At 57.6% G+C, this 13,328-nt stretch carries 11 protein-coding genes; 8 read left to right on the plus strand and 3 right to left on the minus strand.

The features are described 5' to 3' along the window. The first annotated feature begins 207 nt into the window (after positions 1 to 207). Genes C8D82_RS17395 through C8D82_RS17410 form a run of 4 tightly spaced genes read left to right on the plus strand, consistent with a single transcriptional unit; the run spans position 208 to position 6,246 of the window. A complete protein-coding gene (locus C8D82_RS17395; RefSeq protein ID WP_116885564.1) occupies positions 208 to 1,227 on the plus strand; it encodes a LacI family DNA-binding transcriptional regulator in 1,020 nt (339 codons plus the stop codon). A 9-nt stretch (positions 1,228 to 1,236) separates the two neighbouring features. Continuing rightward, the gene (locus tag C8D82_RS17400) at positions 1,237 to 2,412 is read left to right on the plus strand and encodes a prepilin-type N-terminal cleavage/methylation domain-containing protein (protein WP_116885565.1); all 1,176 of its coding nucleotides are present in this window, start codon (positions 1,237 to 1,239) and stop codon (positions 2,410 to 2,412) included. Positions 2,413 to 2,425: 13 nt separating this feature from the next. After that, positions 2,426 to 4,423, plus strand: coding sequence for an alpha-L-arabinofuranosidase C-terminal domain-containing protein (locus tag C8D82_RS17405; protein ID WP_116885566.1), 1,998 nt, complete (start codon positions 2,426 to 2,428; stop codon positions 4,421 to 4,423). Continuing rightward, positions 4,420 to 6,246, plus strand: coding sequence for a glycoside hydrolase family 36 protein (locus C8D82_RS17410; protein WP_165833163.1), 1,827 nt, complete (start codon positions 4,420 to 4,422; stop codon positions 6,244 to 6,246). The genes C8D82_RS17405 and C8D82_RS17410 overlap by 4 nt, the downstream gene beginning before the upstream one ends. Positions 6,247 to 6,307: 61 nt before the next feature. Here C8D82_RS17410 and uxuA read toward each other — a convergent pair whose 3' ends face one another. The 3 genes from uxuA to C8D82_RS17425 are packed head-to-tail and all read right to left on the minus strand — an operon-like array spanning position 6,308 to position 9,470. After that, complete coding sequence (gene uxuA / locus C8D82_RS17415; RefSeq protein WP_116885568.1) at positions 6,308 to 7,504, minus strand: mannonate dehydratase; 1,197 nt, start codon at positions 7,502 to 7,504, stop codon at positions 6,308 to 6,310. Positions 7,505 to 7,508: 4 nt separating this feature from the next. Beyond that, complete coding sequence (locus tag C8D82_RS17420; RefSeq protein WP_116885598.1) at positions 7,509 to 8,354, minus strand: SDR family oxidoreductase; 846 nt, start codon at positions 8,352 to 8,354, stop codon at positions 7,509 to 7,511. 27 nt (positions 8,355 to 8,381) lie between these two features. Next, on the minus strand, positions 8,382 to 9,470 hold the full coding sequence (locus tag C8D82_RS17425) for an ROK family transcriptional regulator (protein ID WP_116885569.1): 1,089 nt from the start codon (positions 9,468 to 9,470) through the stop codon (positions 8,382 to 8,384). A 542-nt stretch (positions 9,471 to 10,012) separates the two neighbouring features. Between C8D82_RS17425 and C8D82_RS17430 the strand changes: the two genes are divergently transcribed. From C8D82_RS17430 to C8D82_RS17445, 4 genes are all read left to right on the plus strand, one after another. Beyond that, positions 10,013 to 10,333, plus strand: a complete 321-nt coding sequence (locus C8D82_RS17430) for a helix-turn-helix domain-containing protein (protein WP_116885570.1) — start codon at positions 10,013 to 10,015, stop codon at positions 10,331 to 10,333. Between the two features lie 2 nt (positions 10,334 to 10,335). Next, entirely contained in the window at positions 10,336 to 11,583 is a 1,248-nt protein-coding gene (locus C8D82_RS17435) for a type II toxin-antitoxin system HipA family toxin (protein WP_116885571.1), read from the plus strand. Positions 11,584 to 12,021: 438 nt separating this feature from the next. Next, on the plus strand, positions 12,022 to 12,234 hold the full coding sequence (locus tag C8D82_RS17440; RefSeq protein ID WP_207776174.1) for a helix-turn-helix transcriptional regulator: 213 nt from the start codon (positions 12,022 to 12,024) through the stop codon (positions 12,232 to 12,234). Further along, entirely contained in the window at positions 12,231 to 13,283 is a 1,053-nt protein-coding gene (locus C8D82_RS17445; RefSeq protein WP_116885573.1) for a virulence RhuM family protein, read from the plus strand. Before C8D82_RS17440 ends, C8D82_RS17445 begins: the two co-directional genes overlap by 4 nt. Positions 13,284 to 13,328: the final 45 nt, after the last annotated feature.

Here is a 13,328-nt window from a genome sequence, read left to right on the forward strand (position 1 = left end):
ATTCCCTTTATGTTGAGATTTTGAGTTACTCAAAATAAAAGGCAGATGCAACCTTGTCAAACAACACATCCCATCACAAAATTTGGGACATTATCGATCTGTTTTTGTGAATTATTTTTCTTTTCCCTCTTGACATTTGCCGGAGAATCTGTCATAATTAATTATGTAAAAATTTTCACATTGCAATGGAATTGAACTTGAATTAAAATGAAAAAGATTACGATCAAGGAAATTGCGGCCAATTGCGGCGTATCAATCGCGACAATTTCGCGGGCGATCAACAATTCCGGATATGTGAAGCCGGAAATCCGGGATAAAATCCTGCATTACATCGACGACATCGGCTGGCGGAACAACAATCTGTCCGGACGGCTTCCGGTTCCGTCGGGGGAGGGGCGTTCCGTCTGGCTCGTGGTGTCGAATGAGGCGCTGTTGAGTCCGGAATTCGACCGGCCGCTGGTAAACCGGGTGCTGGCCCGTTGCGAGGCGGCGGGATACGCTCCGGTCCTGATGCCGGGACGGATCAACGAGGTGCTGAAGCTGGCGGAACGGGAACGGCCGCATGCGCTGGTGGTGTTTCACGCGAATCCGGTTTACCGCGAGATCGTACGGGAGTTCCTGAAGCGGGGCATCCGGACGGTTACGGTCGGGGAGGAGCTGGACTATCCGGGCGTGATGATCCATCCCGACCATCGCTCCGCCGCCCGGCTCGCCGCCGGACTGCTGGTGAAGGCGGGGCATCGCCGGATCGCTTTTTTCGGCGGCATGGGCATGGAGGCGCAGCCGCGCGGCATGGAAAATGTCCCGACCCGGCGGCTGCGCGCGATGCTTGAGGGAATCGGTGAAGCGATTCCCGGTTTCGACCTCCGGCGCGACGCGGTCAGCGACTGTTTCGGCGAGCTGGACGCACTGAAAACGCTTCTGATGCGCGGCGAGCATACCGGCTGGATCTGCAGCAACTACCGGCAGTGCTGCCAGTTTTATTATGTGGCGGAACAACTGAGGCTCAGGATTCCGCGCGACCGTTCGGTGGTCACCTTCACGGTGGATGAACCGGAGTGGCTGCTTCCGGGAAGGGTGTGCCGGCTTGCCGCCGACAACGACAGGCGCGCGGAGCAGGTGGTACGGCAACTGGATGCGCCGCCGGTGCAGGAGAGCCGCGAGGAGTTATCCGATTGCATTTTACGGCAGGGCGACAGCATCCGGAGAATCAAACCTAGGAAATAAAGGAGAGAAATGGCAAGGAAACGTTATTTTACATTGATCGAATTGCTGATTGTGATTGCAATTATCGCCCTACTTTCTTTTCCCGGTGAAAAGAAAGTAGGCAAAGAAAAGCCGTGTAACGGCATGTGCGTCACTTCGTTCCTACTTATGCCGCTGGTGGGCTTCGCCCCCCCGGCCCCCCGGAAAAAAGCAAGAAGTGATTCGCGCGCCCCCCACAGGGGCATTGGCGCGCGTTACCTGGCGGCGGCACCTTGCCGCACGCTGGTGGGCTTCGCCCCCCCGGCCCCCCGGAAAAAAGCAAGAAGTGATTCGCGCGCCCCCCATAGGGGCATTGGCGTGCGTTACCTGGCGGCGGCACCTTGCCGCACGCTGGTGGGCTTCGCTCCCCCGGCCCCCCGGAAAAAAGCAAGAAGTGATTCGCGCGCCCCCACAGGGGCATTGGCGCGCGTTACCTGGCGGCGGCACCTTGCCGCACGCTGGTGGGCTTCGCCCCCCCCGGCCCCTCGGAAAAAGCGTCGTTTCACCCTTATTGAGCTGCTCATCGTCATAGCGATAATCGCGATTCTGGCGGCGCTGCTGCTGCCTGCCCTGAACAAGGCGCGGGAACGGGCGAGGGCGACCGGATGTCTGAATAACCTTAAACAGGTCGGTTCCTACATGATGATCTATGCGCAGGACAGCGAGGATTGCCTTCCGCCGACTGACAACTCCACGCGTTATTGGAGTGTTGCATTGAAGGATGGCGGCTATCTGGAATACAGTGATCTGATGGTCTGTCCCGCCGCCTGGCCGTTTCATTTTGAGAACGTGGTATTTACATACGGCATGAATATCGGGCCGGGCTATGGTTTCGATGAGTCGCAGTTTATTACGCTGAAACGGCTGCAGGTGCCGTTCCATCAGCAGTATTATCCGAAATTCTCCGCTTCCACATTTCCGCTGCTGGCGGATACGATTGCTCCGGGGAGTGCGGCGGGAAGACCGACGGAACCCAAGGTTCAGGTTCGCAATTTCTTTTATCCGAGTTATAACAATGGAGCAGGCCTCGGCAGGCCGCAGGGAGTGGATTTGCGGCACGGCAACCGGGCGAATATGCTGTTCATCGACGGCCATGTCTCCGCGCTGGCGGAAGGAGTTCTGGTGGATGAGCTGGGATTCAGGGAAAACGGGTTGGTAACCTATTAGGAGAAAAAAGAGTATGAAAAAGATTGGATGGATGGCGGCGGCAGGATTATTGGCGCTGACCGCCGGAGCGGAAACCGGAATCACGATAGGCCCGGCTCCGGCAATCCCGGTAAACCGCCGGGTGTTCGGCAACAACCAGCTCGCTTATCAGAATGCCGGAAATGCCGCCACCGGCGGCAACCACAACTCTTATGACAAAGGGTACGGCGTGTGGGACCCGGTGAAGGATGCACCGGTGCCGGAGATGGCCGGATTCGCCCGGAGTGCCGGAATGACCGTACAGCGCTTCCCCGGCGGCTGCGGCACGCATTTCTTCGATTGGAAGAAAGCGGTCGGCACACCGGCGGAACGCCCGAACCAGCGGTTCGCGCTGCCGGAGTTCCTGCGGTTCTGCGAGGCGACCGGGGCGGAACCGGTGATCACCCTGGCCGACTACGCCGGAACGGCCGCCGAGGCCGCGGAGCTGGTCGAATATCTGAATGCGCCCGACGACGGCAGACATCCCTGGGCGGCGCGCCGGGCGGCCGACGGGCGCAAAGAGCCGTGGAATGTGGTCTGGTTTGAGTGCGGCAACGAAACTTACCACGGCAATCACCGCAAAGGGGCCGAAAGCCGCACCATGCCGTCACAGGAGTATGCCGTGCGCTACCGGGAGTTCCGGCGGGCGATGCGGGCCGTCGATCCGAAGGTCCGGCTCGGCGCGGTCTGGCATCGCGGCGAATGGAACCGGGTGCTGCTGGAACAGGCGGGAGCGGAGATCGATTTTTTCATTCCGCACATCTATGTCGGCGGTTACTCGGGCAACGACGGCAACCCGCCGCCGGAGACGCTGTTCAGAATCATGTTCGGCGGCGTGCGCATGGTGTCTGAGATGTTGAAGGAGTTCAGGCAGGAACTGGAGGCGGCGGGGATGCCGGGCGGCAAGCCGCTGGCGGTTACGGAATTCAACTGCCATTTCGGGCAGGAGAAACCGGCTCCGTACCGGCTCTCGCTCGGCGGTGCGCTGATCTGCGCCGAGATTCTCCGCCAATTTTTGTACAACCCGGATGTGCTGATGGCCAATTACTGGCAGTTCGCCAATGAATACTGGGGGATGATCCGCGGCTGCGAGACTCCGTACCGGGAGCGCCCCGCCTACCGGATGCAGAAGCTGTTTCACCGCTATTTGCTGGATGAACTGTTGACGCCGGAGGTCGCCGCACCGCTTTTTGACGCACCCGGCGGCTATGGCGTTCCGAAAGCGGCGGGCAAGGCGACCAGGGCGGGCGAAGGGGAACACTCCGCGAATCTGCTGCCCGTGCAGAAGTGGCGCTTTCTCGATGGCGGTCTTTCGGGAAAGGTGGAACAGCATGAACACGCCGACGGCACGCTGGAGGTGGTTTTCAGAGACGGTTCCGACATCAATTACTACCACGCCGCCAAGCTGATGCCCGCCTATCCGCTTTACGGTTACCGGGTCACGGCCGAGGTGCGTACCGAGGGACTGGAGAACGCGACTGGAGCCGCGCTTCAGATCGGCGACGGCCGCGGTTTCAATGCGACCCGTTCCTGCGCCGGGACGGAAGGGGTGAAAAGCGCAGAGTGGCAAACCGTGTCGGCCGTCTACACCCCGTTGGTGGATACGGACAGCCTGATTATTCAGGCGCGGCGGATGGCGGGCGGCTCGCCGGGCCGGATGTTCATCCGCAATGTCCGGGTTATGCAGACATTGCCCGAAAACCTTGGAGCGAGTCCGCTGGTCGAAGCGACGGTCTCCCGGTCCAAAGACGGTAAGAAACTGGCTTTTGTGTTGATCAACAAGTCGCTGGATGCGGCGGAACCGGTCATGCTGGCAATCCCGGCGGCGGCGAAAGCCAAAGCGGAAACTTTGACGGGGCCGTCGGTTGCGGCCACCAACGAGGATGACCCGGAATGCGTGGCGGTCCGGCCGCTGGCGGTCGAACTGCGGAAGGAGGCGGTGACGCTGCAATTGCCGCCTTGTTCCCTGACCGGAGTGGAGGTGGAGTTATGATGAGGGAGAAATTGTCTTGGGAGGTTTCCGTGCTGGCCGATGGAGTCCGTCATTCTGTCGGCGACGCGGTCGAACTTCGGCGCGGCGCGAACACCTTGCGGATCGCATTCCGCAACCGGAGCGGGCGGAGTGTGAAACTGGACGGCTTTCAGTTTGACGGCAGCGGGATTTCGATCCCCGGTCCGCGTCTGCGGCTCTACCGGGAAGGGTGGACGGCAGTCGCCGCCGCCGCGACGCGCCGGTATGGAGAGCGCGATTTCTTCGTCGATCCTGATTACCGGCGGTTTGCGGTGGTGGATGCGGACGATTACAATTCGGATGAGCCGAACTGCTTTCAGGCGGAAAATGTGGTGGTGCTGAACGACTTGGAGAGCGGCCTCTCGTTGCTGGCCGGTTTCGTGACCGCCGCCGATTATTACAACCGGTTCCGGATTCGGCTGGATGAAGGCGGCGTACGCGAGTTTTTCATATTCGTATACGGTGACGGCCGCGAGGTCGCTCCGGGTGAGACGGTGCTTTCGGAGGAGCTGCTGATTCTGGAGGGGCCCGACGGCTACGCGCTGCTGGAACGGTATGCCGCATGTCTCGGCGACCGCATGAAAGCCCGTGTGCCGCAGTCGGTTCCGACCGGCTGGTGCAGCTGGTACTACTACTATTCGCGCGTGACCGAAAACGATGTGCTGGAAAACCTTGAGTGGCTGCGGCGGCACAGGACGGAACTGCCGCTTGACTATTTCCAGATCGATGACGGCTATCAGCCCGCGCCGGGCGACTGGCTGATGCCGTCGGAACAGTTTCCGCACGGGCCGAAGTTCATTCTGGAAAAGATCGCCGAAGCCGGGTTCAGGCCGGGGCTGTGGCTGGCACCCTTCATGGTGCGTTCCGACTCGCGGCTCTTCCGGGAGCATCCGGAGTTTCTGATACGCGATGCGGCGGGCGAAATCCTTTATCCGATCAAATGGCGCGGGATCGACGCGGCGATTCTCGACTGTTCGCGCGAAGACGCATGTCACTGGCTGCGTGAGCTTTTTGCGACGCTGAAGGAGTGGGGCTGCACCTATGCGAAACTGGATTTCATGATGTATGAGAGCTGCGTAACCGGCGGCGTGTTTCATGACCGCAGGTGTACGCGGGCGCAGGCGTTCCGGCGGGGGCTTCAGGCGATTCGGGACGGGGCGGGAGAGGATATGTTCATTCTCGGCGGCACCGTGGTGCTCGGGCCATGCGTCGGCCTGCTGGACGGCTGCCGGGTCGGACCCGACATCACCCCGTATTGGCGGCTGGAACACCAGCACGGCGGCGAAGCGCCGTCGGTGCCGAACGTCTGCCGCAATATCATCAACCGGCGCTATATGCACCGGCGGCTGTGGCTGAACGATCCTGATGTGCTGATCGTCCGGCAGGACAACAACCGCCTGACGGAACCGGAAGTCCTGCTGTGGGTTTCTGCCCTGTGGCTGACCGGAGGCCTGCTGCTGCTTTCGGACCGCTTCGCCACCCTTGACGCGGAGCGGGCCGGACTCGCCCGGTTGCTGCTGGAGGAGCAGGACGCATTTGAAGCGGTGCGCCCGGTCGATTTCTTCGAGCGGGAAATTCCGGCTGTCTGGTCCGGAGTCCGCCGGAAGGACCGCAAGCCGGTGCTCGGCTTTTTCAATCTCGGAGAAACTCCGCTGGCCGTGTCCGCCGACCTGGAACAGCTCGGCACGGCGGAATATCCGGCATGGCGGGAGTATTGGACGGGACGTGTGGAAAGGGTCTCCGGGAAACGGCTGTCCGCCTTGCTGGAACCGCACTGCGCCATGCTGTTTTTTCCGGTTGGCTGAATAAAAAAGCGGGTATGGAATTTTACATTTCCATACCCGCTTTGAGTTGCCGGTGAAACAGTTACAGATTCATCGACTTCAGAATGCCGTGTTCGAGGCCGCGGATTTCGGCGAGGCCCTTCAGGCGGCCGATCGCGGTGTAACCCGGATTCGGGCAGGGGGGCTTGGCGAGGTCGTCGAGCATGGTGTGACCGTGGTCCGGCCGGAACGGCAGACGCCAGTCGGCGCGTCCCGCCTTCTTGCGGCGGACCTGCTCCTCGATGATCGCCTTGACCAGTCCGTACATATCGACCACGCCTTCGAGGTGGTTGGCTTCGAAGAAGTTGCCCTTGCCGTCATGCTGCGTGCTGCGCAGGTGTACGAAACCGACCCGGTCGGCGCACGCCTTGAACATCTCGACGATGTCGTTGTCGAGGCGGCCGCTGAAGCTGCCCGCGCAGAAGCAGACGCCGTTCGCGGGGCTGTCGACCATCTTGAGCAGATTTTTCACGTCGTTGATGTCGCTGAAAATCCGGGGCAGGCCGAGGATCGAATACGGCGGGTCGTCCGGGTGGATCACCATGATGCAGCCCGCTTCCTCCGCGACCGGGCAGACTTCCGACAGGAAGTGCTTCAGGTTCGCTTCGAGATCGGCGCGGGTCAGGTGCTCGTACTTTTTGAGCATCGCGCGCACATCCTCAAGAGTCACGCCTTTGAAGCCCGGAAAGTTGTCGATCAGCCCGGTGGTGAACTTCTGCAGCTCTTCCGGGGTCAGGCTCTCATAGAAGGCTTTGGCTTCGGCGACCTTTTCGGGCGTGTAGTCTTTTTCGGCGCCGGCGCGCTTCAGGATGAAGATTTCAAACGCGGCGAACTGCGCCTGGTTGAAGTAAAGCGCTTCGGAGCCGTCCGGCAGCCGGTAGTGCAGGTCGGTGCGGATCCAGTCCAGCACCGGCATGAAGTTGTAGGTGATCACTTTCACGCCGCACTTGCCGAGATTGCGCAGGCTCTCCTTGTAGTTCGCGATGTACTCCTCGCAGCGGCCGCTGCCGGTCTTGATATCCTCGTGGACCGGCAGGCTCTCGACGACGCTCCAGACAAGACCGGCGTCCTCGATCACCTTTTTGTATTTCTCGATCTCCTCGACGCTCCAGACTTCGCCGTAGGGGATGTGGTGCAGACTGCTGACCACGCCGGTGGCGCCGGTCTGGCGCACGAATTCCAGCGAAACCGGGTCTTTCGGACCGTACCAGCGGAAGGTTTGTTCCATATTGTAAGCCATGATTCTAGACTCCCGAAAAGGCGGAGAACGCGCCGTCGACCGGCAGTACCACGCCGTTGATGAAACTTGAGGCGGAATCATCGACCAGGAAGAGCAGCGCGCCGGTCAGGTCGTCCGGGGTGCCGAAACGTCCCATCGGAGTATGCGACAGAATGGTGTTGCCGCGCGCGGTGAGGCTGCCGTCCGGGTTGGTCAGCAGTGTGCGGTTCTGTTCAGTCAGGAAGAAGCCCGGGGCGATCGCGTTGACGCGGATGTTCACCTTCGAGAAATGCACCGCCAGCCACTGCGTGAAGTTGCTGATCGCCGCCTTGGCGCCGGAGTAGGCCGGAATTTTGGTCAGCGGCGTAAACGCGTTCATGCTGGAGATATTGATGATGGAACCGGCGCCCTTTTCCGCCATTTCACGGGCGAAAACCTGCGTGGTCAGCAGAGTTCCGAGGAAATTCAGATTGAACACGAAGCCGACGCCCGCCGGATCGAGATCGAAGAAAGTGGTCACGCCTTCGGTTTTCTTTACGAGGTCCTCCGGCATCAGGTACTCCTTGCTGGTGGTGCCCTTCGGGTTGTTGCCGCCCGCACCGTTGACCAGGATATCACAGGCGCCGAGTTCGGCTTTGACGATAGCTTCGGCCTTCTTCAGACTTTCGAGGTCGAGCACATTGGCCGCGACGCCGATCGCCTTGCCGCCGGCCTTGACGATTTCATCAGCGACTTTTTTCGCGGCTTCTTCCTTGAGGTCGAGGATCGCAACTTTCGCACCCGCTTCTGCGAGGGATTTCGCCATCACACTGCACAGGATGCCGCCGCCGCCGGTGACGACGGCCACTTTTCCATTGAGATCGACTTTCATTTCCATTTCTCCTTGAGTTGGATTGGGTTATGGTTCATTGGACTTGCAGTTTTCCAGTATCACGCCAAGCGCCGCGCCGAGCGCCGCGCCGATGCGGCCGCTTTTCGACAGCCGGAATTCCAGCTGACGCGGCGGATCGACCTTGAGCCGTGTCGCCAGTTCCCGTGCGAATTCCGGGCCGAGGTCGCGGAAACGCCCGCCGAGCACGATCAGCGCCGGGTCGAGCAGATTGGTCAGCAGCCCGGTCACATAAACCGTACCGCCGATCAGGTAATCGACCGTGCGCACCGCACCGGGTTCGCCGCGCCGCCATGCCGTGACCAGTCCGGCTGTGTCGGGGCAGTTGCCGGAGAGTTCCAGCAGGAATTTCTCACTCATCGCCTGTTCGACCGGCAGCAAGCCGATGCCATCGGGGGAGGGGAGCAGCAACGAACGGATTTCGCCCGCGACTCCGGCTCGTCCGCTGAACAGCTTGCCGTCCAGATAGATCGCCGTGCCGATGCCGCGCTCCGCCGAAATAAAGATGAAATCCTCGGCGTTGTCCGCCGCCCCGAAATAGTACTCCCACTGGGCGGCGGCGCGGGCGCGGTTGTCGAGCCGAACCGTCAGCCCGGAACCGGCGGCGAGCCGTTCCGCAAGACCGCGGTTTTTTAAGGGAAAGTTCGCGCAGTAGACGATTTCATTCGCCGCATGATCGACCTGTCCTGCGACGGCGACACCGAATCCGGCGACTGGAATCGAAGCGGCGGCTTTCAGAGAGGCGGCCAGCTTCAGGGCCTGTTCCGAAATCGACTCAAAGGTATTGCCATGCGGCAACTCCATGACTGCCAGTTGCTTGCCGGAGGCGTCGCAGAGTACGCCGCGCAACAGTGTTTCATGGCCGATGTCCACACCGATTGTACCGAAACGCTCCGCGACGGGTTCGAGCATGATCGGCGGTTTGCCGCCGTTGGAAGCGCCGCAACCGGTTTCGCGCAGTACTCCCTGCCGAATCAGCCCGTCCACCAGCCCCGAAACGGCGGGACGGCTCAAATGCATCGCCTTTGCCAGATCGGCCCGTGACAGCGAACCGTGGCGCAACAGCAGATTCAACAGCTTTTCGGCGGAAGCAGCCATATTCACTCTCTTTGTTAATTTCGTTTACAAAGTATAGTATACAACGTTCCGTCCATTTTTCCAATTGGAAAAAGTGAAAAATCATGAAATAGTTTCAACTTCCACTTTTCCCCATCATCTCCCGCTTTCCGGACACAGCTGACGGGTCCCAAAAACAAAACCCAGAGGGTAAAATGAGGGAAAATCAAAACTGGTACCCGGGAGATGAGAGTCCGCCGGTGCCGTTTCCACCTCAGAATAAGCCGCAACCGCTTACCGTGCAATGAAAAACTATCGTTCTGATCCGATCCCATGCAAGGCATCTTGAATTGTCAAAACGGCACTTTTTGGCACATTTTCATCTTCAAACGGCACAAAACGGCACCGTTGAAAAGTGTGGTACCCCGGCTCCAATCCTGAAATCAAACAACTGATTTACTATAACTCTTCATGTTCGTCATTGCAAGCCGGTTTTCAAAATTTTATTTTGAAATAATGTAAAATATCATTGACATTCATCATGATCTGTGATAGTTTAAATTGGCATAACAAAGGAGAAAACAATGGCGAAGCGTACCACAGTGCTGTTTCCGAAAACAATTGAGCTGCTGCAGGAGTTCGGTGAGAACCTGCGTCTGGCGCGTTTGCGCCGCAATATCACCTCCGCGCTTCAGGCGGAACGGGCCGGAATCAGCCGGGTGACGCTGTCGCAGATTGAAAAAGGCTCGCCCTCCGTTTCGCTCGGCAGCTATGTGCAGGTGCTGGTTTCACTCGGATTGGAACACGATCTGCTGAAGGTTGCGGCCGACGATGAGCTTGGCCGCAAGTTGCAGGATGCCGGACTATCCGTCCGCAAGCGTGTCACGTCCAGAAGGAGCAAGTGAAGATGGAACGAAAAACCGTTTATGTTTACAGTGACTGGCATGCCGATGCGACTCCTCAACTGATGGGTGAATTGCAAATTCAGATTGTCAGGCGGAAAGAGATTTTTGCGTTTGAGTTCAATCCGGCCTGGTTGAAGTCGAATGACACGCGCATCCTCGATCCTGATCTTCAACTGTTCGCCGGTCCGCAATACGCTGCTGGTGACAAGAACAATTTCGGCCTGTTTCTCGATTCGTCCCCGGATCGTTGGGGGAGGCAATTGATGCGGCGGCGAGAGGCGATCCGGGCACGCAATGAGGAGCGTTCACCGTCGCCATTGCAGGAGTCCGATTATCTGCTGGGCGTTTACGATGAAACCCGAATGGGAGCGATCCGCTTCAGATTATCACCTGACGGAGAGTTTGTCAACAATGACCGGGCGATGGCGGCTCCTCCCTGGACCAGTCTGCGCGAACTGGAAGCCGCCAGCCGCAACTATGAGGATGAATCGCAATCCGACAACGAACATGAGAAATGGCTGTCGATGCTGATTGCTCCCGGCTCTTCATTGGGAGGCGCACGTCCGAAGGCGAATGTACTCGATCCGGAAGGCAATCTCTGGATTGCCAAGTTTCCGAGTAGAGCGGATTCCGCCGACGCGGGAGCCTGGGAAATGGTCGCACACCAACTGGCAAGGCAAGTCGGCCTCCGCCTGCCGGAGTGTCGGCTTGAGAAGTTTTCCAGGAATGGCTCTACTTTCCTGACCAGGCGTTTCGACCGCAACGGCAACCGCCGCATTCATTTCGCTTCGGCAATGACATTGCTCGGCAAAACGGATGGAGCCGATTATCAGGACGGAACCAGTTACCTTGATATTGCCAAATTCATCATGCAGTACGGCGCTCAGCCTGATGCCGACTTGCGGGAACTCTGGAAACGGATCGTTTTCAGTATCGCAGTGAAGAATACCGACGACCATCTCCGCAATCATGGTTTCCTGCTGGCGCCTCAAGGCTGGATACTCTCTCCGGCCTACGACATCAACCCCAATCCGAATGGCGCCGGTCTTGCTCTCAATATCTCGGAAAACGACAATGCCCTTGATTTCGATCTCGCGCGGGAAGTCGCGTCACTTTTCCGAATTGATACAGACGCGGCCGATTCTTTTATCAGGCAGACCGAAGAAAGCATTCAAAACTGGCGTAAAATCGCCGATCGCTGTGCGCTCAGCCGTTCTGCGCAAGACGATATGGCCTCGGCATTTTGCTGACAGACACAGATGAGACTACAACTACAGTTATCGTCCTGCTGCCGTTAAGTAACAGGACAATAGAATATTTTACATGCTCAGTGGAGTGATTATGCTTCGTCTTTCTTGCTGAGACTGCGATATAATGAAGCAGCGGATGTACCAAGCATCATCGCTCTGCAACTTATCCTGTAACGTTTTCGAGGTGGTCGGTTATCGTATTCAGCCTTTTTGATCTTCAACATTTTTCAATAATTAATATCTTTTATATAAACATCTTTGAAGACATTTGGGCAAATAAAAAATATGATCTTTGCCTTATTCATTCAGCACATTTGCTCTATTTTTCATTTGAAAAAATTCAGAAAGCATTGGAAATCATTTTGCAAACGACATAGTGAATGCTATATTGATGCATGATGCTGAGTATGAGTTTTGGGAGATTTTGAGATGCCTTCCATGGAAAATATCGCTGAACAACTGAAAGCCTTGCGCCGGCAGCGCGGCTGGTCGCAGGAAGATCTGGCGCGAGAACTCGGCGTCAGTTTTTCCACCGTCAACCGCTGGGAAAACGGCAAGGCCAAGCCTTCCCGACTGGCTCAGAAAGGTATTCTGGCGTTGACCGTTCAAGCGGAAGGCAATCGCCGTGCAGTTGAGGGAGGGAATTCATGAGAAAGAAATCCCAGATTCCTCCCAACGGCGAAATACTGCTTTATCAGGCTCCTGACGGCACGACTAAGTTGAATGTCCGTCTGGTCAATGAAAGCGTCTGGCTGAGCATCGACCAAATGGCGTTGCTGTTTGGGATTGATAAGTCTGGAATCAGCCGCCACTTGAAAAATATTTTCGCAACCGGCGAACTGGTCAAACCCGTAGTTGTTGCAAAATTTGCAACAACTGCCGCAGACGGGAAAAACTATAAAGTCGACTATTACAACCTTGATGCCATTATTTCAGTCGGTTACCGGGTGAACTCGATACGTGGGACGCAATTCCGGATTTGGGCGACACAGCGGTTGCGCGAATACATCGTGAAAGGCTTCACGATGGATGACGAACGGCTGAAGAACCCGGCAGTGGGCGATAATGAGGCGCCTGACTATTTCGACGAGCTGTTGGAACGGATACGGGACATCCGGGCATCGGAGCGCCGGATGTACCTGCGAGTGCGGGAAATCTTCAGCATGGCGGCGGATTACCGGATCGGCTTTAAAGAGACGACGCAGTTTTTTATGTTTATTCAGGACAAATTGCATGTAGCGGCAACAGGCCATACTTCGGCGGAACTGATTATGGAACGTGCCAACCACCTGTTGCCGCACATGGGCCTGACGAATCATCCGCGAAGTGAAGTTCGCAAAGCGGATACCACTGTCGGCAAAAACTACCTGAAAGACGATGAAATCGACGCGCTGAACCGGATTGTTTCGATGTGGCTGGACTTTGCCGAAGATCAGGCGAAGCGGCGCAAACAAATTTTCCTGAAAGACTGGACGCAAAAGCTGGATGATTTTCTGCGTTTCAACGAACGCCCGGTGCTTCAGAATCACGGAAGCGTCAGCCGGACGACAGCCAATGAACACGCCCATCGCGAATATGAGCTCTTTGCCGCAGACCGGCGAGCGCAAAAAGAAGCCGAAGGCGAGCGACAACTGGAACACGACTTGGAAGAGATTGCCAAACAACTGCTGGTATCCCCAAAAAAATTTGGTAAAAAATAACAACTCAATATAGTGTAGATGCTATATATTGCAGACAGTTGAAAA

Origin of the sequence: Victivallis vadensis, from assembly GCF_003096415.1 — a bacterium.
In the GTDB taxonomy this organism is placed as follows: domain Bacteria; phylum Verrucomicrobiota; class Lentisphaeria; order Victivallales; family Victivallaceae; genus Victivallis; species Victivallis vadensis.

Bases quoted from the DNA above. Each gene is read 5' to 3' on its own strand.
- C8D82_RS17395 (WP_116885564.1), top strand. From the start codon at position 208: ATGAAAAAGATTACGATCAAGGAAATTGCGGCCAATTGCGGCGTATCA.
- C8D82_RS17400 (WP_116885565.1), top strand. From the start codon at position 1,237: ATGGCAAGGAAACGTTATTTTACATTGATCGAATTGCTGATTGTGATT.
- C8D82_RS17405 (WP_116885566.1), top strand. From the start codon at position 2,426: ATGAAAAAGATTGGATGGATGGCGGCGGCAGGATTATTGGCGCTGACC.
- C8D82_RS17410 (WP_165833163.1), top strand. From the start codon at position 4,420: ATGATGAGGGAGAAATTGTCTTGGGAGGTTTCCGTGCTGGCCGATGGA.
- uxuA (WP_116885568.1), bottom strand. From the start codon at position 7,504: ATGGCTTACAATATGGAACAAACCTTCCGCTGGTACGGTCCGAAAGAC.
- C8D82_RS17420 (WP_116885598.1), bottom strand. From the start codon at position 8,354: ATGAAAGTCGATCTCAATGGAAAAGTGGCCGTCGTCACCGGCGGCGGC.
- C8D82_RS17425 (WP_116885569.1), bottom strand. From the start codon at position 9,470: ATGGCTGCTTCCGCCGAAAAGCTGTTGAATCTGCTGTTGCGCCACGGT.
- C8D82_RS17430 (WP_116885570.1), top strand. From the start codon at position 10,013: ATGGCGAAGCGTACCACAGTGCTGTTTCCGAAAACAATTGAGCTGCTG.
- C8D82_RS17435 (WP_116885571.1), top strand. From the start codon at position 10,336: ATGGAACGAAAAACCGTTTATGTTTACAGTGACTGGCATGCCGATGCG.
- C8D82_RS17440 (WP_207776174.1), top strand. From the start codon at position 12,022: ATGGAAAATATCGCTGAACAACTGAAAGCCTTGCGCCGGCAGCGCGGC.
- C8D82_RS17445 (WP_116885573.1), top strand. From the start codon at position 12,231: ATGAGAAAGAAATCCCAGATTCCTCCCAACGGCGAAATACTGCTTTAT.